Source organism: Comamonas testosteroni, assembly GCF_030505195.1.
Classification (GTDB): Bacteria; Pseudomonadota; Gammaproteobacteria; order Burkholderiales; family Burkholderiaceae_C; genus Comamonas; species Comamonas testosteroni_G.
The window spans coordinates 3,957,771-3,981,802 of sequence record NZ_CP129672.1 but is presented as its reverse complement, the minus strand read 5'-3'; the positions used below and the strand labels follow the sequence as shown (position 1 = coordinate 3,981,802).

General features: G+C 60.3%; 23 protein-coding genes, 1 tRNA gene and 2 pseudogenes. 11 read left to right on the top strand and 15 right to left on the bottom strand.

Translation table 11 applies throughout. From position 1 onward, the window contains the following. Window positions 1–11: 11 nt before the first annotated feature. The 4 genes and pseudogenes from QYQ99_RS18450 to QYQ99_RS18435 form a co-directional block, all read right to left on the bottom strand. Window positions 12–624: pseudogene (locus tag QYQ99_RS18450) on the bottom strand (IS5 family transposase); the annotation flags it as partial. A 61-nt stretch (window positions 625–685) separates the two neighbouring features. Further along, the gene (locus QYQ99_RS18445; protein ID WP_302089467.1) at window positions 686–1,111 is read right to left on the bottom strand and encodes a nuclear transport factor 2 family protein; all 426 of its coding nucleotides are present in this window, start codon (window positions 1,109–1,111) and stop codon (window positions 686–688) included. A 36-nt stretch (window positions 1,112–1,147) separates the two neighbouring features. After that, the gene (locus QYQ99_RS18440; RefSeq protein ID WP_302089466.1) at window positions 1,148–2,584 is read right to left on the bottom strand and encodes an aldehyde dehydrogenase family protein; all 1,437 of its coding nucleotides are present in this window, start codon (window positions 2,582–2,584) and stop codon (window positions 1,148–1,150) included. 493 nt (window positions 2,585–3,077) lie between these two features. Then, on the bottom strand, window positions 3,078–3,662 hold the full coding sequence (locus QYQ99_RS18435) for an NADPH-dependent FMN reductase (RefSeq protein ID WP_291603115.1): 585 nt from the start codon (window positions 3,660–3,662) through the stop codon (window positions 3,078–3,080). 34 nt (window positions 3,663–3,696) lie between these two features. Here QYQ99_RS18435 and QYQ99_RS18430 point away from each other — a divergent pair, with 34 nt between their 5' ends. The 7 genes from QYQ99_RS18430 to QYQ99_RS18400 all read left to right on the top strand — a co-directional run bounded on the left by QYQ99_RS18430 (window position 3,697) and on the right by QYQ99_RS18400 (window position 10,211). Next, a complete protein-coding gene (locus tag QYQ99_RS18430) occupies window positions 3,697–4,413 on the top strand; it encodes a GntR family transcriptional regulator (RefSeq protein WP_291603156.1) in 717 nt (238 codons plus the stop codon). Window positions 4,414–4,735: 322 nt separating this feature from the next. Next, the gene (locus tag QYQ99_RS18425) at window positions 4,736–5,956 is read left to right on the top strand and encodes an ISL3 family transposase (protein ID WP_302089465.1); all 1,221 of its coding nucleotides are present in this window, start codon (window positions 4,736–4,738) and stop codon (window positions 5,954–5,956) included. Between the two features lie 157 nt (window positions 5,957–6,113). Next, complete coding sequence (locus QYQ99_RS18420) at window positions 6,114–6,974, top strand: fumarylacetoacetate hydrolase family protein (RefSeq protein ID WP_302089464.1); 861 nt, start codon at window positions 6,114–6,116, stop codon at window positions 6,972–6,974. Window positions 6,975–7,050: 76 nt separating this feature from the next. Continuing rightward, window positions 7,051–8,022, top strand: a complete 972-nt coding sequence (locus tag QYQ99_RS18415; RefSeq protein ID WP_302089463.1) for a Bug family tripartite tricarboxylate transporter substrate binding protein — start codon at window positions 7,051–7,053, stop codon at window positions 8,020–8,022. Window positions 8,023–8,045: 23 nt separating this feature from the next. Further along, complete coding sequence (locus QYQ99_RS18410) at window positions 8,046–8,624, top strand: amino acid synthesis family protein (protein ID WP_291603109.1); 579 nt, start codon at window positions 8,046–8,048, stop codon at window positions 8,622–8,624. A gap of 17 nt (window positions 8,625–8,641) precedes the next feature. Further along, window positions 8,642–9,637, top strand: coding sequence for a zinc-dependent alcohol dehydrogenase family protein (locus tag QYQ99_RS18405; protein WP_291603107.1), 996 nt, complete (start codon window positions 8,642–8,644; stop codon window positions 9,635–9,637). Window positions 9,638–9,656: 19 nt separating this feature from the next. Continuing rightward, a complete protein-coding gene (locus QYQ99_RS18400; protein WP_302089462.1) occupies window positions 9,657–10,211 on the top strand; it encodes a VOC family protein in 555 nt (184 codons plus the stop codon). A 211-nt stretch (window positions 10,212–10,422) separates the two neighbouring features. Here the strand turns inward: QYQ99_RS18400 and QYQ99_RS18395 are convergent, their stop codons facing one another. From QYQ99_RS18395 to QYQ99_RS18375, 5 genes are all read right to left on the bottom strand, one after another. After that, the gene (locus QYQ99_RS18395) at window positions 10,423–11,400 is read right to left on the bottom strand and encodes a zinc-binding dehydrogenase (protein ID WP_302089461.1); all 978 of its coding nucleotides are present in this window, start codon (window positions 11,398–11,400) and stop codon (window positions 10,423–10,425) included. Between the two features lie 3 nt (window positions 11,401–11,403). Then, on the bottom strand, window positions 11,404–12,093 hold the full coding sequence (locus tag QYQ99_RS18390) for a type 1 glutamine amidotransferase domain-containing protein (RefSeq protein WP_291603101.1): 690 nt from the start codon (window positions 12,091–12,093) through the stop codon (window positions 11,404–11,406). 49 nt (window positions 12,094–12,142) lie between these two features. Continuing rightward, on the bottom strand, window positions 12,143–12,751 hold the full coding sequence (locus tag QYQ99_RS18385; RefSeq protein ID WP_291603099.1) for a TetR/AcrR family transcriptional regulator: 609 nt from the start codon (window positions 12,749–12,751) through the stop codon (window positions 12,143–12,145). Window positions 12,752–13,940: 1,189 nt separating this feature from the next. Further along, entirely contained in the window at window positions 13,941–14,192 is a 252-nt protein-coding gene (locus QYQ99_RS18380) for an RNA recognition motif domain-containing protein (RefSeq protein ID WP_291603097.1), read from the bottom strand. 132 nt (window positions 14,193–14,324) lie between these two features. After that, the gene (locus QYQ99_RS18375; RefSeq protein ID WP_302089460.1) at window positions 14,325–14,543 is read right to left on the bottom strand and encodes a hypothetical protein; all 219 of its coding nucleotides are present in this window, start codon (window positions 14,541–14,543) and stop codon (window positions 14,325–14,327) included. A 389-nt stretch (window positions 14,544–14,932) separates the two neighbouring features. Between QYQ99_RS18375 and QYQ99_RS18370 the strand changes: the two genes are divergently transcribed. The 3 genes and pseudogenes from QYQ99_RS18370 (at window position 14,933) to QYQ99_RS28495 (ending at window position 15,952) form a co-directional block, all read left to right on the top strand. After that, entirely contained in the window at window positions 14,933–15,115 is a 183-nt protein-coding gene (locus QYQ99_RS18370) for a hypothetical protein (protein WP_291603094.1), read from the top strand. Window positions 15,116–15,347: 232 nt separating this feature from the next. Further along, window positions 15,348–15,809, top strand: a pseudogene (locus tag QYQ99_RS18365) (recombination-associated protein RdgC); the annotation flags it as partial. A gap of 20 nt (window positions 15,810–15,829) precedes the next feature. After that, the gene (locus QYQ99_RS28495) at window positions 15,830–15,952 is read left to right on the top strand and encodes a hypothetical protein (RefSeq protein WP_302089458.1); all 123 of its coding nucleotides are present in this window, start codon (window positions 15,830–15,832) and stop codon (window positions 15,950–15,952) included. A gap of 236 nt (window positions 15,953–16,188) precedes the next feature. On the opposite strand, the gene QYQ99_RS18355 is transcribed toward QYQ99_RS28495, so the two are convergent. Continuing rightward, window positions 16,189–16,265: transfer RNA gene (locus QYQ99_RS18355), tRNA-Gln, on the bottom strand. Window positions 16,266–16,686: 421 nt separating this feature from the next. Further along, the gene (locus tag QYQ99_RS18350) at window positions 16,687–18,063 is read right to left on the bottom strand and encodes an amidohydrolase (protein WP_302089457.1); all 1,377 of its coding nucleotides are present in this window, start codon (window positions 18,061–18,063) and stop codon (window positions 16,687–16,689) included. A 96-nt stretch (window positions 18,064–18,159) separates the two neighbouring features. Between QYQ99_RS18350 and QYQ99_RS18345 the strand changes: the two genes are divergently transcribed. Next, the gene (locus tag QYQ99_RS18345; protein WP_302089456.1) at window positions 18,160–19,194 is read left to right on the top strand and encodes a GlxA family transcriptional regulator; all 1,035 of its coding nucleotides are present in this window, start codon (window positions 18,160–18,162) and stop codon (window positions 19,192–19,194) included. 223 nt (window positions 19,195–19,417) lie between these two features. Here the strand turns inward: QYQ99_RS18345 and QYQ99_RS18340 are convergent, their stop codons facing one another. The 4 genes from QYQ99_RS18340 to QYQ99_RS18325 form a co-directional block, all read right to left on the bottom strand. Further along, the gene (locus tag QYQ99_RS18340; protein ID WP_302089455.1) at window positions 19,418–20,404 is read right to left on the bottom strand and encodes a tripartite tricarboxylate transporter substrate binding protein; all 987 of its coding nucleotides are present in this window, start codon (window positions 20,402–20,404) and stop codon (window positions 19,418–19,420) included. A gap of 76 nt (window positions 20,405–20,480) precedes the next feature. Continuing rightward, entirely contained in the window at window positions 20,481–21,410 is a 930-nt protein-coding gene (locus QYQ99_RS18335; protein WP_302089454.1) for a 2-hydroxyacid dehydrogenase, read from the bottom strand. 185 nt (window positions 21,411–21,595) lie between these two features. Next, on the bottom strand, window positions 21,596–22,366 hold the full coding sequence (locus QYQ99_RS18330; protein WP_302089453.1) for a class II aldolase/adducin family protein: 771 nt from the start codon (window positions 22,364–22,366) through the stop codon (window positions 21,596–21,598). 42 nt (window positions 22,367–22,408) lie between these two features. After that, window positions 22,409–23,953 carry a class I adenylate-forming enzyme family protein gene (locus QYQ99_RS18325; RefSeq protein ID WP_302089452.1) on the bottom strand — a complete coding sequence of 515 codons (1,545 nt, stop codon included), beginning with the start codon at window positions 23,951–23,953 and terminating at the stop codon, window positions 22,409–22,411. Window positions 23,954–24,032 lie beyond the last annotated feature (79 nt).

Below are 24,032 nucleotides of genomic sequence, written 5' to 3'. Positions count from 1 at the left end.
CCAGACGGTGGCTATGCCACAGCCACCGTCTGGGGGCAGCCCAGTCCAGTAAATCGATTGAGGATGGCAGCTCGGATGTGCAGCTCGTCAACCTGCCTCTCAAACGTGCGTGACATCACCCGTTCGACCAACCGTTTGATGCGGTGCATCTTGGCCTCCACTAGGCTGCGTCGGTGGTAACAACTCCAGTTTTTCCAGAGCTTGCGCCCGAAGCGCCTGCATGCGGCATCGCCTTTGCGTAGCCTGGCATTCTTTCTCGGAGGAATGATGGGCGCGGCATTGCGCTGCATGACCGCCGCATGCACGGGCTGGGTGTCGTAGGCCTCATCGCGGGTTACGGTCAGCAGCTGTTTTTGAGCAGAAACCTGTGCGAGGAACTCAGGCATCACGGCAGCGTCACCAACATTGTTGGATGTGACACAAATAGCTCGGACCGGCAGCGTTTGTGCATCAATGCAGCTTGCGCCATTGGCGCCGGCGCTCCGCCCCATGCTTTATGCACTTCCACTCGCCTTCGCGCAGGAACTTGATGCCCGTGGAGGCAACCCGCAGATGTAGGCCATCCAAGCTGGTGCGGTATGCCGCTTGGATATCCAGACTGCGCTGGCGGCGACAGTCGGGGACTGAACAACCCCCTTCTGACGGCGTCCAGTTAACTTACAGCCCTACAGTTGAGACGAATTGCTCAGGAAATGCTCATTTCAGTGGGCGCGGTCTGAAAGGCGATCTGACGCCACTGGCCCTCGTGTTGGGTCCAGACTTGAAGAACTTGAGAGTCAATCCGAACGGTGCCGCTTCCATCTTTTCTGACTGCGACCAGCAACTGTCGGCCAGTCATCACGGCAGTTTCTCCCAGCACCTGGACGCGAAGATTGGAACGATCGATCTGCTCGTAGTTGACATGCGTCCCGCCAGAGCGGAAATAGCTTTCGTAGCTATCCACTTGCCCTTTTGCGTGGACATGTGTGAGAGCTGGGTGCAACAGCTCTTTGAGCCGGTCGAAATCGCCCCTTTTCATGGCATCGCATCGTTGCTTTTCGCGCTCCAGAATCTGGGCTTCGACTTGGGGTAATTCGGCTTGGGTATCAGTCATATCTTGGATTGGGTACATGGGAGTCTCAGACTCGACGGCAGTCGAGTTGCCTGTTCAGGCACAGGTGTAGGAGGTTTTGACAACAGTGAAAAACTCCTGGGAGTAGCGACCTTGTTCGCGCGGTCCGTAGCTCGAACCCTTGCGTCCCCCGAAAGGAACGTGGTAGTCAACTCCTGCGGTGGGCAGATTGACCATCACCATCCCGGCCTGGCTATGGCGCTTGAAATGTGTCGCGTACTTCAAGGAAGTTGTGGCGATTCCCGCTGACAGACCAAAAACCGTATCGTTGGCAGTGGCCAGTGCCTCCTCATAGTTCTTCACGCGGATCACGCTGGCCACCGGGCCAAAAATTTCCTCGTTGTTGATGCGCATTTCGGAGGATGACACGCTGAACAAGGCTGGCGACATGTAGTAGCCATCGTTGCCGAGCTTCAATCGCTCGCCTCCTGTTGCCAGAGTGGCGCCTTCGCTCTTGCCGATCTCGACATAAGCGAGGTTCTGCTCCAACTGCGACAGAGAGGAAACTGGTCCGATGTCAGTACCTGGGTCAAGTGCATCACCAATCCTGATATGCGCCATGCGGGCCTTCATCGCCTCGATGAACCGTGGGTAGATACCATCCGTCACGATCAAACGGCTCGAAGCGGTACAACGCTGGCCGGTCGAGTAAAAGGAACTTTGTACGCATAGTTCAACGGCCTGGCTGAGGTCGGCATCGTCGAGCACAACTTGCGGATTCTTGCCTCCCAGCTCCAACTGCACTTTCTTGTGAGTTGCAACGCATCGAGCCGCGATATGACGGCCGACACCCGCCGAGCCCGTGAAGCTGATGGCATGAATGCCTGGGTGCTCAACCAATGCGCTGCCAATCACGCTGCCGCGGCCCATGACAAGATTGAACACGCCCGCCGGTACGCCAGAGCGGTGGATGATGTCCGCCAGGGCCCAGGCGCTGGCAGGTACCAGTTCGGCTGGCTTGAGAACCACACAGTTCCCGAAGGCCAATGCAGGTGCAATCTTCCATGCAGGAATCGCCATCGGAAAGTTCCAGGGGGTGATGAGGCCGACCACGCCCACTGGTTCGCGTGTGATCTCTATCCCGACACCCGGACGCACCGAAGGCAGCACCTGCCCAGAAAGCCGAAGGCACTCGCCGGCAAAGAACTTGAAGATCTGGCCCGCCCGGGTTACTTCGCCCACGCCTTCGGCCTTGGTTTTGCCTTCTTCACGTGAAAGCAGCGTTCCAAGCTCCTCCTTGCGTGCAAGAAGTTCATTGCCGATCTTGTCCAGTGCATCCGAGCGCACTTGGATGTTGCTGGCTGCCCAGGCAGGAAAGGCTTGCATAGCAGCAGCGACGGCGGCGTCGACATCCGCTGCACCACCTTGCGCATATTCAGCGATGGCGTCCTCCAGGTTGGAGGGGTTGATGTCCAGTGAATAGCTCGCCCCTCTTGTCCATTCGCCGTTGATCAATAAATCGTGCTGATTCACAAATAGCTCCGTTCGGGTTGTGAAAGACCAAGACGCCGATGCGCGAAGTCTGAATACCGCTGCTCGACTGCCGAGACAGGGCGGAAAACAAGCCATTGCGTCACACGCGGCCACCCTTCTCAGGGATCAAGAGGTTGGCGTGCGGACTCAATATTTTGTGCGTAAATAGCATTTTATGCACAAAATAATTTTCAGTAAAAGCTCTTTCCAGGTTGGCAAACCTGCATGGCGTCTTTTGGCTTCGGGGGGAGAGAATCAGCGGTGAGTTGGCAGGTCGAGCGATCTGACCTCTGCGGGCCTCACGGGCTTGGGAGCATCAAGCCTCTGGGCTGCAACAGACTTTCACCGCGAGGATGGCGAGAATCCGATGTCTGGGTGTTCTGCAACGCCGTGCGCCAGGAGTGCCTGACACCGGCGATGCATGGATACGAGGGGGCCGCCCTTTGATCAATGCGAAACAGCTTTCAATAGAGCCCTCGTCGCCGAGGCTGGATCAGTCCTGCTTTGTCCGTGCAGCTTGCCAGCGGATCTCATTGATCAGATCGTCCAAGCCTGCCTTGATGAAGTTCAGGGTCGGCTCGTCCACCAGCTTTCCATCCTGAATACGGGCTGCGACACTGGCAATGGCGATGTGCTGGCGCACCAATGGACGAGCAAGCGTCGCGGATAAAGCGTCTCGGATCTGGGCCTGGGCTCGAACGCCTCCAGCCGTGCCAGGTGATGCGGTCATGATGAGTGCCAGCTTATCCTTGAGCGGCGATGCAAACCCAGGGCGCGAGGCCCAATCGATTGCATTCTTGAGCACACCAGGGATGCCGTAGTTGTACTCGGGCGAGCAGATCACCAGGCCATCCGCTTCTGCAATCGCAGTCTTGAGCCGTTTCACTGCTGGCGGTGGCATCTCCCCGTCGAGGTCACCGTTGTATAGCGGGACGTCATCCAGGGGCAACAGCTCCATGGTGACCGTTGGTGGAAGCAGTGGGGTGAGGCTGCGAAGTACTGCTGTGCAGTGGGATGCCCTGCGAATACTGCCTGAAATCGCAACGAGGCGAACGGGGGTGTTGATGTCTACTTTCACTGAGGTTTACTCCTTCTTTCAATCTCCCAAGTTTATGCATAAAATTAAAAACATGTATAAAAAAGACGCCCCCACCAAAGCCCCGACATTGATCGATCAGGCATTTGCGCAACTGCGTCAGGATGTGCTCAACGGCACATACGGTGCCGGAGTGAAGCTCAAGCTCGATGAGCTGCAGACAGCCTACGGCTTTTCAAGCAGTCCGCTGCGCGAGGCTCTGAGCCGTTTGGCTCAAGAGGGATTGATACGCGCCGATGAGCGCCGAGGCTTTCGAGTTACCGCCATTTCTGCCGACGATCTGGCCGATATCACGCGCATGCGCATCATGTTGGATTCGCAAGCGCTTCGTGAATCCATTGCCTATGGCGATGACGCATGGGAGGCGTCGGTTGTGGGTGCTTTTCACCGCTTGGAAAAAGTGGAAAGCCGGCTTAGCGACGGCCCCGTGGTGCTGGACCAGGGATGGACCGACATGCACACGGCGTTCCACATGGCGCTGCTTTCGGCCACTCCTTCCGAGCGGCTGCGCACATTGAGTGCCAGCCTGTTCGATCAGGCTGAACGATATCGCCGCTATTCAGCTCGCTTTCGCAAGACCTTCAAGCACAAATCAAATGAGCACCGCAAGCTGATGGATGCCACGCTGCGAAGGGACGCAGACACAGCGTGCGCGCTACTGGAGGAACATATTCTCAGTACGCAACGGAATGTGTTGGAGGTTCTGGAAAAGGTGGAGAAGCAGCCAAGCTGATTCCATACTTCAGCGAAATGCCCGCCAAGTTATCACCTGGCGTATAGACCGCTCTCTTTGCCAGCCGGCGCCAGGCGAGGGCTGTTGAATGCATCCTCATGCGGACCATGACGGCATGTCAGGCCCCTCAGGCAGCTCCGTGCTGTTCTCCCAATGCGGAGGCCTGGCTGCTAGCGGCTGCATCTTAAAAATTCTTCCTCGAATCAATGCTCACGCTCACGGGTCGTGAGCATTTTTTTGGTTCATCGAGGAATTTCGTGGAGATAAGCCCGTTCGTTTTGTAATCTGATGGCAACGACACTGACATCGGAGAACAAATCAAATGCTGGACTCGAAGTTATTGCAGGCTCTTGGCGGCTGGGAGGGCTACGTGGTTGAACGTGTGCAGTGGCCCCAGGGCGATAGCCGCACCGTGTCGATTTATCTGAAGCCGCAGGCCAGCGTCATGCATTGCGAGCGCTGCGGTGCGCAGTGCAGCCAAGTCCATGAGACCACGACACGGCGCGTGCGCGATCTGGCATTGTTCGAGTACAGAGTGGTGCTACATGTGCCGCGTCGGCGTCTGTGGTGCGATAGCTGTGGTGGCCCGCACCTGGAGAAACTCAGCTGGCTCGGTCGCTACCAGCGCGTCACAGACCGTCTGGCGCAGGCGTGCAGCCAGTTGCTTCGCAGCAGCAGCATCAAGGCGGTAGCGGCCTTCTTCGATCTGGGCTGGCACACCGTCAAGTCCATCGACAAAGCCTTGCTGCTGGCCAACACTGCGCAGCCGCAATGGGATCAGATCGAGTACCTGGCGATGGACGAGTTTGCGCTGCACAAGGGCCATCGCTACGCCACAGTCGTCGTCGACCCCATCAGCCGGCAGGTGCTGTGGGTGGGGCAAGGGCGCTCACGCGAGACGGCCCGCCAGTTCTTCGAGCAGTTGCCCGCTGGCGTTGCCCAGCGCATTCGCGCAGTTGCTATCGACATGACTACGGCTTACGAGCTGGAGATTAAGGCCCACTGCCCTAACGCCGAGATCGTCTATGACCTGTTCCATGTCGTGGCCAAGTACGGCCGGGAGGTCATCGACCGAGTGCGTGTCGATCAGGCCAACTTGCTGCGCCAACAGCCCTCAGCACGTAAGGTGCTCAAATCCAGCCGCTGGTTGCTGCTGCGCAATCGCAACAAGCTGCAGCCTCAACAAGCAGTGCAACTCAAGGAACTGCTGGCGGCCAATCAACCATTGATGACGGTATACGTCTTGCGCGACGAGCTCAAACAGTTGTGGTTCTACCGTCGTGCGACTTGGGCGCATCGCGCCTGGCGGCACTGGTGTGATCAAGCCCATCAAAGCGGCATTGCCGCACTGAGCACCTTCGCTCAGCGCTTGCAAAGCTACCTGCACGGGATCATCGCCCGATGCAGGCATCCGTTGAACACAAGTGTTGTGGAGGGCATCAACAACACCATCAAGGTCATCAAGCGCCGGGCCTATGGCTACCGCGATCAGGACTACTTCTTTCTGAAGATTCGGGCAGCATTCCCCGGTAATGCGCGATGAACCATTTTTTTTGCGCATTTTTTGACACCTGGGGCAAACCCTATGCATTAAAACTATTTTTATGCACAAAAATAAGTTCATGCATAAAGTGGCTTTAACGCAAAACTGCACGCAAGCCACATCCTTTTCACCACTCCTTATCGCTTGAAGGAACCCCATGAAACTGATGTCTTATTCGCTCGCCGGCCGTGAAACCTGGGGCGTCGTGATTGCCGACGGTGTCGCTGAGCTGGCTGCTCGTACGGGCTATGCCACGCTTGCCGATTTCATCGCCAGCCCTGACTTCGCGCGCCGCGATGCACTGACAGAGGGTCTGGTTGCAGATGCAAAGTTGGCCGACGTGACGTTCCTGCCGGTCATTCCTCGTCCGGAGAAGATCGTTTGCGCAGTGCGCAACTACATGGATCACCACCAGGAAGTGCTGGCCGCAGGAATGCAGCGAGAACTCTCCGAGGAGCCCCCGATTTTTCTGCGTGTGTGGCGTTCTCAGACTGCACACCAAGGACCGATCGTGCGTCCCCATGTTTCCGACTCGTTGGACTGGGAGGGTGAACTCGCCGTCATCATTGGCCATGGCGGCCGCGACATCGCCGAGGCGGATGCCTGGGAGCACATTGCCGGCTACAGCTGCTACAACGATGCGAGCGTGCGGGAATGGCAGTTCCATGCCAAGCAGATCGCATCGGGCAAAAATTTCGAGTCCACCGGAGCCTTTGGCCCCTGGATGGTGACAGCCGATGAAATCTCGCCAGGCCGTGAATTGAAGCTCGAGACACGCCTGAATGGTGCCGTGGTGCAGTCTAGCCACACAGGACACATGATCTTCTCGATCCCACGCTTGATCGCCTATGCCTCCACCATCTTCACGCTGGTCCCGGGCGATGTAATCATCACAGGCACTCCGGCTGGCGTGGGCTGGAGCAAAAAGCCTCAGCAGTTCATGAAAGCAGGCGACGTCGTGGAAGTGGAGATCGAAGCCATTGGTCTGCTGCGCAACCCAGTGATAGCGCAGTCCTAATCCATCCCCTCAAGACTTCATCCACTTCACACGGGTAGAGCCAGGCCCAAAGAGGCCGCCGCCCATGGAGACAAACATGCATAGAAGACACTTCCTTGCCGCCAGCAGTGCGACGGCCTTGTCCTGGTCAACACTTCCGGCTATGGCTCAGACCTATCCGGATCGGGCGATCAAGCTGTATCAAGGCTTTGCAGCTGGCGGAAATGCTGATTCCATCGCCCGCGCCGTGGGTACGGAGATTGGAAAGGCCCTGGGACAACCCGTGATAGTGGAGGCCCAGACCGGGGCCGGCGGGACCATTGCGGCAACCACGGTGGCTCGTGCCAAGCCCGACGGCTATACCTTGTTGATGGCGACTGGCGGTCATGCGGTGGCCGGTGCTTTGTACAACAAGCTCCCTTACAGCTCGGTAAGTGATTTTGAGATGATCTCAACGGTCACTTTCTTTCCGTTCCTGTTGGTGGTCAATACAAAGTCCAAGTTTCAAGGCTTGCGCGAAGTGCTTGCCAAGGCCCAGGCTGAACCGGGTACCGTCGCCTATGGCACAGCTGGAGTGGGCTCCACCCATCATTTGGCTGGAGAGCTGCTGGCCAAGATGGGACGCGTGAGCTTGATGCATGTGCCTTACCGTGGCGACGCCGCATCCGTCACCGCCCTGCTGGGGGATGAAGTGCCCTTCATCATCGCTCCGCCGACAGCCGTTCTTTCCAACATCCAGGCTGGCAAGCTGCGTGCGATTGCAACCAGCGGTGCACAGCGCTGGCCAGGTTTGCCCAATGTCCCCACAGTGTCTGAGCAAGGTGTGGCTGGGTATGACGTGCGCTCCTGGGCAGGACTGATGGCGCCTGCCGGCACTGCGCGCGCGGTGATCGAGCGCCTGAATACCGAGACGCAGCGGGCACTTGAACTGGCCTCTGTGCGCAAACGTCTGGAAGACATCGGCGGTGAGGCGCGAGGCAGCACGCCTGAAGAGATGAAAGCCATGGTTGGCCATGAGCTAGAGAAATGGCGCCAGGTTGTCGCCGACGCCAAGATTCCTAAACAATAAATGCACTCACTGAAAGTTCAGTCATGACTTTGATAGCAATTCGCAAACGCAGCCTCAATATCGAGACCATCTACCATGAAGGCGGCCCACCGGCAGAGCAACCTTTGCGCGTAGCATCGGCCTGTGCTGTGATTCGCAACCCCTATGCAGGCCGCTACGAACCTGACCTGTTGCCTTTCATGGCAGAGCTGCGCAGCCTGGGCACCTTGCTCGCAGAGGAACTGGTGGACACTTTGGGCAAAGAAAATGTCCAAGCCTACAGCAAGGCAGCCATTGTGGGCGTTAACGGAGAGCTGGAGCACGGTGCAGTTTGGCATGAGGCCGGTGGTTGGGCGATGCGCCATGTACTGGGTGAGCCCAAAGCCATCGTTCCATCGGCAAAAGCGGTGGCAGCCACGGGCTACCGGCTGATGGTTCCTCTGCACTACATCCATGCCGCTTACGTGCGCAGCCACTTCAACAGCGCGGAAGTCGGAATTCAAGACGCTCCGCGCCCTGACGAAATCCTCTTTGCTCTGGTGATGGCCGACGGTGGCCGCATTCATTCGCGCCTGGGTGGACTGACTCGCGAGCAAGTCTCGGTGCATGACGGGCAGCGCTGATCATGGAGGCAAGCACTATGACGATGAAAGCCGTGCAGCTGCAGACCACTGGCGGCCCCGAAGTGTTGTCTCTGGTCGACTTGCCTGTGCCCCAGCCAAGTGCTGGTCAGGTGCGCGTGAAGGCTCATGCCATCGGAGCAGGCGGCCCCGATGTGTTGATTCGCAATGGCACCTATAAGTGGATGCCGCCGTTGCCCGCTATTCCCGGCAACGAACTGGCAGGTATTGTGGATGCAGTCGGTCCGGGCGTAGGTCGCCTCTCTATCGGTGATCGGGTACTGGTCAGTGCGCGGGAGCTGCCTCAGCGCGGGGGCTGCTATGCGCAGGCCATCTGCGTTGCGGAGTCGGTTCCGTTCGTACTTCCAGACACCATTGCCTTCGATGATGCAGTGAGCCTTGGCAATTTCCAGCTCGCATTGGCTTTGCTGGCCAGCAATGGCAATTTGCCAGCGCAATCCATTCTGGTGCCTGGCGCAGCAGGTGGCGTGGCGACGGCTCTGGCACAGGTGGCCAGATCTCGTGGCTTACGTGTCATTGGCACAGCCTCCACCGCTGAAAAACAGGCGTTTGCGATAGAAAACGGTGTCACAGATTTGGTGAACGGCGATGTGAAGACGCTGCCTCAGCAGGTGATGGAACTCACTGGTGGACGAGGCGTTGATTTGGCCTTTGACCATGTGGGTGCCGATCTCTTTATCGCCTGTCTGCGCTCTCTGGCTCCGTCAGGTATGGCGGTGTCGTACAACATTCTGGCAGGCCCCCCGTCTGCTGATGTGTTCGACGAGCTGCGCAAATTGCTAGCCAGAAGCTTGGCCATTCGCACCTTCTCTATCCATGCGGTAGATGCAGACATCACGCAACGCCGAGGATTGATGGAGGAAGCCATCAGGCTCATGGCGAGCGGCTCTGTGCGTGCACCACGTGCCATGCGTATGCAGCTGGCACAAGCTCGACAGGCTCACGAGCTGCTCGATAGCGGTGGCACTCTGGGCAAGCTCGTCCTCATTCCCTGATTCCGTGGAGCTCGCTAGCATGAACCAACCCTATACCGCCAACCTGTCCCACTTCGGTATCTTTTGCCGCGATCTGGAAGTGATGAAGTCCTTCTACACGGGCGTATTCGATATGCAGGAAACCGACCGTGGTGTGGGCGTGACCTTTCGCTTCGAGATCGTGTTTCTGAGCGGACGCAATGATCAACACCATCAATTGGTGTTGGCCGGAGGACGCGGTGCCGATTCACCGAGCACCGTGATGCAACTGTCTTTCAAGGTCCAGTCCATCGACCAGCTGCGCGAAGCGCGGCGTCGGGCACTGGCTTTGGGGGCAACGAAAATGCGCGGTCTCAACCATGGCAATGCGCTTTCGATCTACTGCATGGACCCTGAGGACAACACCGTGGAGGTCTACCTGGACACGCCTTGGTATGTGAGTCAGCCCCATGGAGACCCGTTAGATCTGGAGCAGAGCGATGAAGCTATTTGGGCGCAGACTGAACAGGTCGTGCGCACAGACCCGAGCTTTATGCCTGTTACAGAGTGGGCAGCCCAGTTTGAGCTGCGTCGTCAGGCCGCCAGGAACGCCTAGCAAGCAAGGCTCCAATACAAGTTGCGCCCCCCAAAGCTCAGGTCGGCCGGCACTTGGAGACGCGGCAAGCCATCGGCATTGAGCAATGTCCTCAATGCTTTATTGGCTTTCCCCTTCCAATGGCAGGAAGTTGTGCCGCTGCAGTCGACAAGCAGTTGCATGTTTTGCTTGCTCCTTGGCGTCAGACGTCGGGAGCCAGCAGCACAAGCACTTAGGCTCTTAGCAGAACCTTCCCTTTGCGGCCCGGCTGTAAGCTTGCGGCTGCGGCCTGAGCAGCATCATTGAGATCAAAAATGGCCTCGGCCGTCAGTTTGAGCTCACCCGACAACACCCGCTGCAGCAACTCGCCAATCAAGCGCCGCTTGTTGTCAGGCGTCATGGCTTGACTGACCTTGCTGCCCCAGAAGCCCTTTACCGTCGCTTGCTTGAAGATCAGAGATCCGGAGTCGATCTGCATGGGCTCTCCGGCCATGGTGCCAAAGGAAACCAAGGTGCCCTCCTCACCCAATAGACCGAGCAGGGATGCACTGGCGGAGCCTCCGATGGAGTCCACGGCCGCACGAGCCAGCGGGCCTCCAAGAATAGCGCGGGCGCGTTCCTGCCAGTCTGGTTGTGCCGTGGACAAGGCATTGCCGATGCCCAGGGCGGCAAGCTCCTGTACACCTGCATCGCGCCGGACCAGGTTCAAGACATGCACGCCGCGTGCTTTCGCCAGCATTGCCACAGTCTTTCCGACCGCGCCATTCGCCGTGTTCTGCACGATCCATTGTCCCGGCTCGACATTGAGAAACTCCAGCAACATCAATGCGCTCAGTGGCATCGCAATGATTTGCGCTGCGGCTTCATCGGGAATAGCTGGCGGCATAGGCACCAGCACATTGGCGGGCGCAAGAAAGTATTCCGCCCAGGTGTTGTGGACTCCCGCGACGGCGATCCGCTGTCCCACTGTCAGGCCTGAGACCCCTTCACCCAGCGCATCGACGATGCCCACGGCCTCGCTGCCGCCAATCGCGGGAAGTTCAGGCTTGTAACCATAGCTGCCACGGATCGTCCAGAGGTCATGGTTGTGGATTGGCGCCAGCAAGGTCTTGATGCGCACCTCACCAGCACCTGGTTGCGGGACGGGTCGATCTATCAGTTCAAGAACCTCGGAAGGTTCGCCAAAAGTGGTGTGGATAGCACTGCGCATGACTTATTTCTCCTGATGAGCAAGCATGGACAACAAGGCATGGGCCACGCCCTCCGAGCTGGCCGGATTCTGTCCTGTGATCAACCGGCCATCCGTGACGACATGCGCCTGCCAGTCCGGAGCTTTTTCGTAGTGAGCACCCAAACGCAAGAACTCGTCTTCGATCAGAAAGGGTACGACGGCGGTTAGGCCTACCGCCGCTTCTTCGCTGTTGGTGAAGCCTGTGACATGGCGACCGGCAACCAATGGTTGTCCATCAGCGGCCCGGACATTGATCAGAGCACCTGGCGCATGGCAGACAAGGGCGAGTGGCTTGTTCGAACGCTCGAAAGCTTCGAGCAGTGCAATGGAGTTGGGATCGTTGGCCAAGTCCCACAAGGGACCATGGCCGCCCGGGTAGAACACGGCATCGAAATCGGTGGCGCTGACCTGATTCAGCGGTACTGTCGAAGCCAGAGCGGCCTGTGCGTCGGTGTCCCGGCGAAACCGCTCGGTCGCGGAAGTCTGGGCTGCAGGCTCATCGCTTTTCGGGTCCAGTGGCGGTTGACCTCCGGCAGGCGAAGCCAGCGTGATCATGGCTCCCGCATCTTTCAATGCGTAGTAGGGGGCCGCGAATTCCTCCAACCAGAACCCCGTCTTGTGACCGGTGCTGCCCAGCTTGTCGTGGGACGTGAGTACAAACAGAACTTTCATCAATGACTCCTCAGGTGTCGGAAATACAGTGGCTCTTTGCTTCCATGATTCAGGATGCAGAGGTGCAAGTGAGCAACCGCTCGGTGGTGTCGCGTGCCTCCAGCAACGGCAATTTGTCTTGACTCAACTTGGCCAGAAGCGCCGCCCCCAACCACATTTGATACAGCGCGCGGGCAAGCGCAGGTGACGGCTTGCCGGCGGGCAGGGACCCATCTTCACGGGCTTCGTCGATCAGCGAGGCGATTCTCGCCAGCAGACGCTGCACACCGGCGTCGAGCACCAGGCGCATGTCTTCGGAGAGGTCGGCCACTTCGGCAGCGAGCTTCACCACAAGACATTCCTCGGCCCATCCAAGCGTGGGATTGTCGGGTGCTGAAATCCAGGCATCCCAGTACCGCATCAGACGCTCACGGCCATTGCCTGCTTCGCCGAGCAAGTCATTGAGCTTTTGTCCGTAGCCTTCCACATACTGCTGTAGCAGCGCGCAGCCAAAGGCTTCCTTTGACGAGAAGTAGTGGTAGAACGAACCCTTGGGCACGTTGCAGGCTTTGAGAATTTCGAGCAGGCCCAGACCTGCAAAGCCCTTGTGCAGCACCAGTTGATACCCGGTATCGAGAATGTGCTGACGTGTCGCTTCGGCTTTTTTGCTGAGGATCATGGGCCTTATTATAAAAATAGACCGGTCGTCTATTTGTTTGGTGAGCGTAACCCATGTCGGCGAAATAGCTATGTCCAGAACTCTACCGGCAGCTGATCCAAGCTTGAAAGGTCCTGAGACTGGAGCGTAGACGTTCTCGCCACAGGGGCGGCCTTGATCACGATCTGGTAGCAAGAGCGCCCGGCTTCCTGCCGTACTGCGGATGTCATGTTCAACAGCCACCTCCATAGGTGGCTTTTTTACTCCTTGAGGGAGCGAATAAGAACGCAGAGCCGGATGCCGGATGCCGGATGACAGCACTTCCCCACAGAGCTATAGCGAGCCATCTGGCGTGAATACTCGAGCAGGTACTGCCGTTCAGGAATTCGCCTGGGCCGCCGTCAATTGTGAGCGCGGCGCGGCTTTCGCGTCGTGAGCGACGGTGGTCACGCCAGATGACATAGAGCCCGTTTATGAACCCGCGTAGATCTTGATTCCGTGACTCCCTTTGGGCAAAATTTACGCCACAAACCTGTTTTGCCGGGCCTGGGATCACAGACTCCTTTCACTTCCTCAACTTGCCCGGGCATGACCAAATAGGTCACCGGCTTTGTATTCGCGCCCGCAGCAACTGCTTGCGGGCTTTTTCTTTTGCCGCAGCCAGCTCAAGGTAGCTCAGCGCACAAGTCAGGTGCGAAGAGTCACGCAATGTGCGCTCACCGGCTTCGGCCTCTTCTGCCTGGTCGGCGCGGCCGTGGTGATCGCGCTCACGCCCGAAGCATGGCCGGTCTGATCATTCAATTTTGATAGCGGATCGCGCTTTCTTCATAAGCGCCAAGGCGTGAAGCGACGAAAAAGCTACTTGAAGCCCTGACCTTGATCGCCGCCATCTGCATGGGCCTAGCGGCTGGCAGTGCCGGATGCACAAGCAAAGGAGCCGCAGACCATCGTCCGAAGCCTGCTCGATGAGTTCGCCTGCCCGGGCATGCATGTCCAGTGGCCGGATGAAAAGACCGTGCAGTACCTGAAAGAGCAACCATAGGCAGCTCATTACATGACTTTTTCGATGACTGTCTTTCGTTCTTTTTTCGTGGAAGGATGAAAAATAGGCGTAGCAAATTTCATTGAAATAGCTTGTTTTCAGACCACGCATTAGAAATGCAAAAAGCCCACACCTATGCAGATGTGGGCTTTTTACGCCAAGTAAAAATTACTTGCGTGCGTTGGCTAGCGAGACAGAGATCACTCGGCCACCCAATGACTGATCATTGAGCGATTCGATCGCTGATTTTGCCTGGGCAGCCGTTCCCATTTCAACAAAACCGAAGCCGCGCGATTGGCCTGTATTACGGTCCGTTATGACTTCGGAGGACAGGACATCCCCGCAGCTTGAGAAATGAGATTTCAGCGTTTCACGATCGACGCCATAGCCAAGATTAGATACGTAGAGATTGCTTTGCATAGGGTACCTTCTAAGTGAATTCCGCTGCGTTTTTTCGGAGCGAAAGATGATTCCCAAGAGAACCACCAGAGTGCTTTGGTGAAGATTAGTCAGTAGCCAAAGCTTCTACTGAGGGATAGAAACTGATGCAGCTCAATTCAACTGGTGACCAAGCACCATGCTCCGGCCTTCATCCAAAGCATATTTAGAGGCAAGCGACTCATCAGAAAAATGCGGGATAAACCGAAAGATTCGGTCATAAGTACCACGACGAATAGAGACAGCAGCAGTGAATTGACCACTTGCATCAGTCTGGGTGAGAGGTGTGACCACGTAGCGGCCAATCTGCTCTGTAGTATTTTTTTGCAGCATGAAAGCGGACGATCGCACACACGATTGCGCAGACCGTCAAATGAGATAGGGAAGGCCCGTGCTAAGGGCAGGGGCAACGCAGATCCACGAGGATGTTCAGGATCTGGTGAGTTCGCCTAGAGGGGTGTGACCACCGCGTGCTTTGCTAGAAGAGCGGCTACCTGCGGCCAAGGGGCGGCAATGGTGTCAGACAGGCACTGTTGGGGCGAACGGCCTAAACAGCGAGTGAAACCAGTATAGGTGAACCGAACGACCTTTGGTGGGAAATCTTCAGCACCCCCTGTTTGATGCCGCTCACATCAAAACCTTCAAAAAATATAGTGGTAGACCATTAAGGATTAACCATGTACTGTGGGACTAGCGTCCGGATAGTTACAGAGAGTCTCGCAATGATCAAAACGAAAAAATCAACCGTTCACCATGTCGTGGAGGGCAAGCGATGGGAGCTCAGCCGGGAAAAAGAGCGCATCACCTATCCGCCAGAGCATACCGGCCCAGTTCAAATGAATTGGCGCACACGAGAAAACTACTCCGCCACCGACCTCGACTACCGAGGCCGCAGCAAGATTTAGAGAGCCTCCACAGAATTTGCCATTGCCCGCCGTCGTGCGGGCTTTTTTATGAGTACCACCAACATGACAAATATCACCAACAACAAGCGTTGCGGAAGCTGCGGCGCCCCTCTGCCGGAGGACTTTAAGGAGGAGCAAGGCCAGCCGCTTCCTTGCGGCCACTAACGATCTCACCATTCTTGACATCGGAGCCCGCCAACGTGAGCGGGCTTTTTCTATTTCAGGAGCCCAAATGTTCAAGGACATGATCATTTACCGCACTGCGAAGAGCTGGCAGAGCGACCTGCTGGCGCTGGAGAATGCCCTGCAAAAGACAGTCTTTGCCGAATGCAGCGCCACACAGGAGCGTTCCGTCGGTTGGGTGCCGCCGCGCAGCGAGCAGCACGGTCCGATGGTTGAATCCGTGGCCGATCAATGGGTCATGCGCTTCATGACCGAGGCCAAGGCGCTGCCGGCCAGCGTGCTCAATCGCAAGGTCAACGAGAAGGCCGAGAAGGCCGAGCACATCGAAAAGACCGAGGGCCGCAAGCCCGGCAAGAAGGAAAGGCGCGAACTCAAGGACGAGGCCAAGCTTGATCTGCCGCCCATGGCCTTCACCAAGCAGGGCAGCATGTGGGTCTGGATCGATCCGCAGGCGCGCACCATGGTGCTCGATACCAGCGCCCAGGGCCGCGCCGACGAGGTGGTGACGCTGACAGCGGCTTTGACACCAATGTGACCATTGCTACCGGTGAGCTCTCAAGCCTGATCCGCGACCTGGTCGAAGCCCTGGACGGAGAAGGTCGCACCGGCATGGGTGACCTGTGCGCCTCGTTGGCTGGCAGCACCAGCAACTGATCGCCTATTCATAGATTTCCATGAACCGGGCCGCGCGCCCACATCAATGAATCCTCTGCTCGCCGACAAGCGGACTTTTTCGGGCTTTGTGGCGCACTCATTGCACACTCATTGCATAGGCGTCGATCAATGGCTGCAGAACACCCAATCTGCCGGCCTCTCCTGGGAGCCAGGAGCAGTATTGAAGACAAAGAAAAAGCCCCGGCTGCATAAACAGTCGGGGCTTTTGTATATCTTGGCAGGGGAAGAAGGATTCGAACCTTCGCATGCTGGAATCAAAATCCAGTGCCTTAACCAGCTTGGCGACTCCCCTACAGAGATAGCAATTATAGCTCGGTTTTTCCCAGGTTTCAAAGAACACCCATAGCCATACAAAACCACGGTCAGCGAATCCATGCTTTCACTGCACCGAATCGACTTGTTTCTGAGCTCCCACGTTTTCTGAGTCATGTGCCTGAGGTCCGAGCCTCTGGCCATGCTGCGCAACAGCTCGTCCCTCTCTTTGCCGTCTCTTCCTGCTGACTTCCATGCACTCTTGAATCGGGCGCGGTGCACGATGATCTTCCAATGAACAAGGCCACCGAAGTGGCCTTGTTCATTCCTCAGCATGTTGACAATGACTCTCCCATGCAGAGCCCTTGCCGTAGCAAAGGTGCTGCCTCCTTCCCACAAAGCGAGAGAGAAGGCACCGAACAGAGGGCAGCGACGTCAGCCGCTCGGGGGGGGAACAATGGCTAGGGGTTGCGCTGCAGATAGTCCACGGCCAGCGCAGCCAGTGAACGTGCACCCGTGGGCAGCTGCTTCTCGTCGATGTCGAACAGCGGCGAGTGGTTGGGTGGTGCCTTGGTGAAGTCCTGGCCTGCCGGCGGCGCACCCAGGAAGTAGAAGAATCCCGGCACCACTTTCTGGAACTCCGAAAAATCCTCGGAGCCGCTGACCTTGGGAATCACCATGGCCTTGCCGCCCAGGGCCAGCTTGAGCGCGGGCAGCGAGGCCTCGGTCAGCGCGGCCGGATTGGTGGTGACCGGATAGGCCACGGGGCCGAAGCGCACCTTGGCCTTGGCGCCGCTGGAGGCCGCGATCTGCTCGGCCGTGGCGGTGATGCGCTTGTGCGCTTCCTGACGCATGTCTTCGTCAAAGGTGCGCAGCGTGCCCTGCATCTCGACATTGTCGGGAATGATGTTGTAGCGCGTGCCGCCCTGGATGGAACCAATGGTCAGCACGGCCGGCTCCAGGCTGATGTTGAGCTGGCGGCTGACAACGGTCTGCAGGCCCAGCACCACCTGGCTGGCCGCGACGATGGGATCGACCGCACTCCACGGCGACGAGCCATGGCCGCCCCGGCCCTCGACCTGGATGCTCAGGCTGTCCGAGCCTGCCATCAGCGGCCCGCTGCGGTAGCCCACCATGCCCGAGGGCAGGTTCGCCGTGATGTGCAGGCCGTAGATGGCCTGCACATCCTTGAGCACGCCAGCCTCCACCATGGCCTTGGCGCCGAAACTGGGTACATGGCCATGGGCATCGGCCTCCACCGGAGCACCCTCCTCGGCCGGCTGGAAGATGAATTTCACCGTCCCTGGCAGCCTCGCGCGCATGCCGGCCAGCGCCTCGGCCGCGCCCATGAGCATGGCCACGTGGGCATCGTGCCCGCAGGCATGCATGACCAGCACCTGCTTGCCCATGTACTGTGCCTTGGCCTTGGAGGCAAAGGGCAGGCCCGTCTTCTCGGCCACGGGCAGTGCATCCATGTCGGCGCGCAGGGCCACGGTCTTGCCCGGCTGGCCGCCGCGCAGCACGCCCACCACGCCCGTGCCGCCCACGCCGGTCTGCACTTCCATGCCCAGGCGGCGCAGGTGATCGGCCACCAGCTTGGCCGTGCGTTCTTCCTGGCCCGACAGTTCGGGATGCTGGTGAATGTCACGACGCCACTCCAGCATCTTGGGCGCCAGCGGCTGAATGGCGGCATCCAGCGCCGCCAGACCCTGGGCATCGAGCCCCTGGGCGCTGGCTGCCAGCGGCAGGCCGCAGGCCAGCAAGCCGGCCAGTGCGATGCGCCGCAGGCCTGTGCGGGGCGGTGTGGAAAGCTTTGTCTCGGACTGTTTGTGAAGCATCTTCGTGACCCTGAAAAATGGCACAAGCAGTCATGCTAAAAGTGAAGCACCTGTGACAGACACGGCGAAATCGCCATTCGAGGAGCCAAAACCGCCATGCCCCGGACCTTCGTCATCGAGCTGCCCTGCCTGGAGCACAGCGCCACAGGCCATGCAGCGCATCTCGTGGAGATGCTGCGCAGCGCCAACCTCGTTGCCGGCCTGCGCCTGGGCCGACGCGCACCGCGCTTTGGCTGGCGTTGGGTCGATGGTAGGGGACAGCCCCTGCCGGCCATGCCGCACGCGGCCGAAGGCGCCCTGGCCGAGGGGCCCGCGCATGCCGTCTTCGCAAGCGCGCTGCATTGCCCGGACATTCCATCCATCCGCGACATCGTCGCCGCGCATCCGGTCCTCACGCAGCGCATCGCCACAGCCTTCGACCAGGGCCTGACCGTGTGCACGCTGGGCAGCGCCGCCTGGTTCGCGGCCGCCAGCGGGCGCTGCGAGGGCCGCCGTGTGGCCCTGCCCTGGTATTTCATGGGCGGATTCGGACTGGACTTTGCCGGCATCGAACTTGCCGAGGGCCAGCCCTTCGTGGACGACAGGCCCTGGCTCAGCGCCTCCCACCCCGAAGCCCTGGCCCCCATGGCCATCGCACTCACGCGCCATGCCTTCGGCGACGACCTGGCCGCAGCGCTGGCCGCCGTGCTGCAGCCCGATCCCCAGCGCGAACGCGCCACGCACGCTGCCCTGCAGGACCGCCGCATTCCTGCCACGCGGACCAGCGTGCTGGCCCATGCCATAGCCTGGCTGGAGGCGCGCGTGGAGCAGCCCTATGACCTGCGGACGCTGGCGGACGCGGTATCGGCCAGCCCGCGCACCCTGCTGCGCCACTTCCAGCAGGAGTTGGGGCACAGCCCGCTGGACCACCTGCACCGCCTGCGCTGCGCGCGGGCTCGGGTGTTGCTGGAGATCACGCTGGAGAGCGTGCCCTCCGTGGCGCTGGCCTGCGGGTATGAGGATGCCTCGGCGTTCCGGCGGGTGTTCGTCCGGTATGTGGGAATGACGCCCGCAGCCTATCGGGAAAGGCATGCCTTGAGGGCGCCGAGGCGGCGGTGGCGCGTCGCCGCCAGCGAGGTTCCCCGGCCTTGACGGCACTGACAAGCTGACAAGCTGACAAGCTGACGGAGATCTCATCGCACTGCCCCGGGCTTGTTCGGCAGGAGTTCCCATGCTGCAGCCATCTCCACTTCGCCCCAGAGGCCAATGAGGAAACCCCTCTACATTCACCTGAGCATTCACCTCACCCTGCAGCCGCGCCCTCTCCCTTGAGGCCTGTTTCGCGCCCTGCCGGGGACAAACCAGGCCAGGAAGCCTAGTCCACCGTCACCTTGGCTTCACGGATCACTTTTCCCCATTTGGCAGTTTCAGCGGCAATGAAACGATCGCATTCCTCCGGCGTCGAGCCTTCGGCAAACGTGCCCATGGTCTGCTGCATGCGCTGCGAAATCTCAGGACTGCGAATGATGCGAGCGACTTCGGCGGACATGCGCTGCACGATCTCCTTGGGCACTCCTGCCGGGGCAATCATGGCTGCCCAGGTGCTGCCCATCAGATCGGGAATGCCTTGCTCGGCAAATGTCGGTACATCGGGCAACACCGCCAGTCGCTTGTCGCTGGCCACGCCAATCAGTCGAATGCGACCGGCCTTGGCAGGCTGGATCAGATTGGGCGGAGGATCGAGGAACAAGGGGATCTGACCGCCCATGAGGTCGGTCAGTGCCGGTGCGGCCCCCTTGTAGGGCACATGAATCATGTCCGTCTTGGTCAGCAGCTTCATCAACTCGGTCGTCAGATGCGCGCTGGAGCCGCTTCCCGAGGAGCCAAAGCTGACCTTGCCAGGATGCGCCTTGGCATAGGCAATCAGCTCCTGCGTGGTCTTGAACGGCGCATTGGTGGACACGGCTGCAACCAGAGGCGAGACTCCCATCAGAGACACGCCGACCAGATCCTTGCCTGGGTTGTAGGGCAGCTTGGGATACAGCGTGGTGTTGGCCGCATAAGCGGCAATCACCACTCCGAACGTGTAGCCATCAGGTGCGGACTTTGCCACCTGATCCACACCGATGAGACTGTTCGCACCCGGCTTGTTGTCGATGACGATGGGCTGGCCCAGCGCTTTCTGCAAGCCCACTTGCAGCAGACGTGCCATCTGGTCGGTGAAGCCGCCTGCCGTGTAGGGAACGACGATGCGTATGGGCTTGGAGGGCCAGGGGCTCTGGGCCCAGGCCGAGGGAGCCAGCATGGCAGCGCCGGCTGCGGCGCTTGATTGCAGAAAGCTGCGGCGGGATGTCGAAGGCATGAGTGTCTCTTGATTCTTGCAGGGAGTAAGCGCCGCGCAGCAGCACGCCAGCGCGACAGGTAAAAGGAAAGAGGTCTCAGTATCCGCGGGCCACGTCCACCAGGTTGAGCAAGGGCTCGCCCGCGCGCAGGCGGCGCAGGTTCTCCAGGCACTGGCGGGCCACGGTGTCGGCCGAGGCCTGGGCCGCGATATGCGGAGTGACAAAGGCCTTGGGGTGCCCCCACACCTTGTTGCCGGGCTGGGGGGGCTCCTCGCGCAGCACATCCAGCGCGGCACCGGCCAGATGGCCTTCGTCGAGCAAAGCCAGCAGATCGTCTTCCACCACCTGCTCGCCACGGCCCACGTTGATGAAGTAGGCGCCGCGCGGCAGCAGGGAGAGGGTGCGCCGGTTCAGCAGATCGCGCGTCTCGGGCGTGAGCGGCAAGGCGCAGACCAGAATGTCGCTGGTGGACAGAAGCTGCTGCAGACCTTCGGCACCGCTGTGCGTGGCAAGGCCCGCAATGCTCTTGGCGCTGCGGCTCCAGCCCGCGACAGGATAGCCCACGGCCTGCATGGCAGCAGCCACGAAGCGGCCGACCTCGCCCAGACCCAGAATGCCCACCCGGCAGTCGGCGCTGGCGCGCACGGGGCGGCGCAGCCAGTCGCCTGCCTGCTGCTGGCGCGCGAACAGATCCAGCTCGCGCGTGTGGCGCAGCACGGTGCCGACCACATACTGGGCGATCTCCACATGCTGCTGCGGATCGACGGTGCGCGCCACGGGCAGTCCAACCGGCAGGTCGGGCACGGCCAGCAACTTGTCCACGCCCGCACTGGGGGCGCACAGCAGCTTGAGTTGCGGATAGGCCGCCAGCACGCCGGGCTTGAGGCTCCAGGCGAGCATGGCTTCGACCTCGGCGGCCGGTGCCTCTTCGCGATGGGCCCAGACCTGCACATCGGGCGCCAGCGCACGCAGCGCATCGACGATGGGCGCGCCCATGCTGGGGTGGATGTTGACCAGAATTCCCATTGATCTCTCCATGAATCTGAGCATTGTTCGCTGCCTGCGAAACGGCAGCAGCCCAAGCGCGGGACACCGAGCAAGGGCCTATGCCGGCCGCGCCGCCCCGCCGCGAGGGTGCCGTCCCCCTCCCTCGCGCAGCGAGTAGAGAGGCGCCGTGCAACGGGGGAAGGCGCGCAGCGACTCAGGGGGTGCTATTGCTTGTAAGAAGGATCGATGCGATCCAGGCGGCGCAGCAGGCCCGGCCAGGCCAGGCCCGCGCCCTTGCCCTTGGTGACCTGGCGCGACTGGTTGACCGCGTCGGCAATGATGGCCTGCGGGATGCGCGTGAGCTCGCCGCCGCCCGACTGGGCCAGGATCTGGATACGGCAGGCCGACTCCAGCGTGTACATGGCCAGCACGGCCTCGGCCACGCTGCGCCCGCAGGTCAGCAGGCCGTGGTTGCGCAGGATGAGGAAGTTGCTGGCACCCAGATCGTCCACAAGGCGCGGCTTCTCGTCATCGCGCAGGGCCACGCCTTCGTAGTCGTGGTAGGCCAGGCGCACCAGCGGGAAGATGGACTGCTGCGAGATGGGCAGCAGGCCCTCCTTTTGTGCCGACACGGCCACGCCGTAGCGGGTGTGCGTGTGCAGCACGCACTGCACTTCGGGGCGGCCGTCGTGGATGGCGCTGTGAATGACGAAGCCTGCGGGGTTGACGTCGTACTCGGTCTCCATCATCGGCTGGCCCTCGTGATCGACCTTGACCAGGCTGGATGCGGTGATCTCGTCGAACAGCATGCCGTAGGGGTTGATCAGGAACTGGCCGGGCTGGCCCGGCACGCGCGCCGAAATGTGAGTGAAGATCAAGTCGTCCCAGCCGAAGTGGGCGACCAGCCGGTAGGCGGCAGCCAGCTCGACGCGGGTCTGCCACTCCTCGGGCGTCACCTGACGGCGGACTTCGGACATCGTGGTGTCATGGCTCATGGGATTTGTCTCGTGATGGACATCGTGAAATGGAAGACAGGCTCAGCGCCCCGCCGCATACTGATCGCGCAGCTCGCGCTTGAGCACCTTGCCGATGGCACTGCGCGGCAGCTCGGCGATGAAGCGCAGGTCGGCCAGGCGCTGGGTCTTGCCGGCTTGCTGGTTGTACCAGCCCATGATTTCCTCGGGCCGGGCTGGCTGGCCCGTGCGCGACACCACATAGGCCACGGGCGTCTCGCCCCATTGATCGGAGGGAACGCCGACAACGGCCACGTCGTCCACGGCAGGGTGGGCACGCAGTTGGGCCTCCAGGTCGCTGGGATAGACGTTGAAGCCGCCGCTGATGATCATGTCCTTGCGGCGATCGAACAGGGTCAGGAAGCCGTCGGCATCAAAGCGGCCCACATCGCCCGTGCGGATGAAGCGCTTTCCCGTGGCATCGAACCATTCGGCCTCGCGCGTCTTGGCGGGCTGGCCGTGGTAGCCGCTCATCATGCTGGGCGAGTGGCCCACGACCTCGCCGTCCGCGCCGGGAGCGACCTCGCTGCCCTCCTCGTCGATGAGCCGGATGTCATGGCCTTCGGCGGGCTTGCCCACGGTGTGCAGCTTGTCCGGGTGCAGATGGGCTTCGAGAATGCAGGTGCCCCCGCCCTCGGTCATGCCGTAGAACTCGGTCAGGCTGCCGGGCCAGCGCGCCACCACATCGGCCTTGAGCTCGGCACGAAACGGTGCGCTGGTGCAGAACTTGGCCTGAAAGCTCGACAGGTCATGCTCGCCGAACTGAGGCAGCGCCATGATGCGCTGGTACTGCACGGGCACCAGCATGGTGTGGGTGACGCGGTGCTGCTGGGCCAGTTGCAGGTAGCGGGCCGCATCGAATTTGGGCATGAGCACCACGCAACCGCCGCTGCCCAGCGTGGGAAAGAACACCACCAGCGTGGTGTTGGAGTACAGCGGCGTGGCCAGCAGCGTCGTTCCCTCGGGGCCGTAGCCGTAGACTCCTCCCCGGTTGATATGGGTCCAGCGCATGCCGTGCGACTGCACGATGCCCTTGGGCGTGCCCGTGGTGCCAGAGGAATAGATGATGTTGAACGGTGCCTCGGGCTCCACGCTCACGGGCGCGGGCTGCGAACCCTCGGGCGCGAGCCAGTCCTCGAAGGCTCTGCCCGCAGCCACGCCGTCGAGCGAAATGCATTGCAGTCCGGTGTCGGCGGGCACCAGGTCCTGGGCCACCTTGTCGAGGAACAGATGGCGCGCCTGGGCATCGCGCAACATGCAAGCCAGGCTCTCGGCCGTGGAGGATGGCGCCAGTGGCGCGACCACCACGCCCGCGCGCAAGGCTCCGAGAAACAGCACGGCATAGCGCACGGAATTCAGCGCGCAGATGGCGATGGCCTGACCGGGCTGCACGCCGCCCTGCTGCAAGGCTGCGGCCACGCGGTCCATGAGGGCGTCAAGCTGGGCATAGCTCAGGGTCTGCTGGTCGTCGCGCAGCGCGACATGGTCGGGCTGCTGGCGCGCGTGGCTGCGGATCAGCTCGGCCAGCGTGGTGAAGGGGGTATCGGGAGAAGGCAGGCAGACAGTCATGAAGGCTCCGATTCAGGAATTTCAGGAAATGCAAGCGGGCTGCGCCTGTGAGCACCCGGCCCTGCAGGCGCTTGGGCAG

Coding starts and splice junctions, on each gene's coding strand:
- QYQ99_RS18445 (WP_302089467.1), bottom strand. CDS start 1,111: ATGTACCCAATCCAAGATATGACTGATACCCAAGCCGAATTACCCCAA.
- QYQ99_RS18430 (WP_291603156.1), top strand. CDS start 3,697: ATGCATAAAATTAAAAACATGTATAAAAAAGACGCCCCCACCAAAGCC.
- QYQ99_RS18425 (WP_302089465.1), top strand. CDS start 4,736: ATGCTGGACTCGAAGTTATTGCAGGCTCTTGGCGGCTGGGAGGGCTAC.
- QYQ99_RS18420 (WP_302089464.1), top strand. CDS start 6,114: ATGAAACTGATGTCTTATTCGCTCGCCGGCCGTGAAACCTGGGGCGTC.
- QYQ99_RS18415 (WP_302089463.1), top strand. CDS start 7,051: ATGCATAGAAGACACTTCCTTGCCGCCAGCAGTGCGACGGCCTTGTCC.
- QYQ99_RS18410 (WP_291603109.1), top strand. CDS start 8,046: ATGACTTTGATAGCAATTCGCAAACGCAGCCTCAATATCGAGACCATC.
- QYQ99_RS18405 (WP_291603107.1), top strand. CDS start 8,642: ATGACGATGAAAGCCGTGCAGCTGCAGACCACTGGCGGCCCCGAAGTG.
- QYQ99_RS18400 (WP_302089462.1), top strand. CDS start 9,657: ATGAACCAACCCTATACCGCCAACCTGTCCCACTTCGGTATCTTTTGC.
- QYQ99_RS18395 (WP_302089461.1), bottom strand. CDS start 11,400: ATGCGCAGTGCTATCCACACCACTTTTGGCGAACCTTCCGAGGTTCTT.
- QYQ99_RS18390 (WP_291603101.1), bottom strand. CDS start 12,093: ATGAAAGTTCTGTTTGTACTCACGTCCCACGACAAGCTGGGCAGCACC.
- QYQ99_RS18385 (WP_291603099.1), bottom strand. CDS start 12,751: ATGATCCTCAGCAAAAAAGCCGAAGCGACACGTCAGCACATTCTCGAT.
- QYQ99_RS18380 (WP_291603097.1), bottom strand. CDS start 14,192: ATGCAAAGCAATCTCTACGTATCTAATCTTGGCTATGGCGTCGATCGT.
- QYQ99_RS18375 (WP_302089460.1), bottom strand. CDS start 14,543: ATGCTGCAAAAAAATACTACAGAGCAGATTGGCCGCTACGTGGTCACA.
- QYQ99_RS18370 (WP_291603094.1), top strand. CDS start 14,933: ATGATCAAAACGAAAAAATCAACCGTTCACCATGTCGTGGAGGGCAAG.
- QYQ99_RS18350 (WP_302089457.1), bottom strand. CDS start 18,063: ATGCTTCACAAACAGTCCGAGACAAAGCTTTCCACACCGCCCCGCACA.
- QYQ99_RS18345 (WP_302089456.1), top strand. CDS start 18,160: ATGCCCCGGACCTTCGTCATCGAGCTGCCCTGCCTGGAGCACAGCGCC.
- QYQ99_RS18340 (WP_302089455.1), bottom strand. CDS start 20,404: ATGCCTTCGACATCCCGCCGCAGCTTTCTGCAATCAAGCGCCGCAGCC.
- QYQ99_RS18335 (WP_302089454.1), bottom strand. CDS start 21,410: ATGGGAATTCTGGTCAACATCCACCCCAGCATGGGCGCGCCCATCGTC.
- QYQ99_RS18330 (WP_302089453.1), bottom strand. CDS start 22,366: ATGAGCCATGACACCACGATGTCCGAAGTCCGCCGTCAGGTGACGCCC.
- QYQ99_RS18325 (WP_302089452.1), bottom strand. CDS start 23,953: ATGACTGTCTGCCTGCCTTCTCCCGATACCCCCTTCACCACGCTGGCC.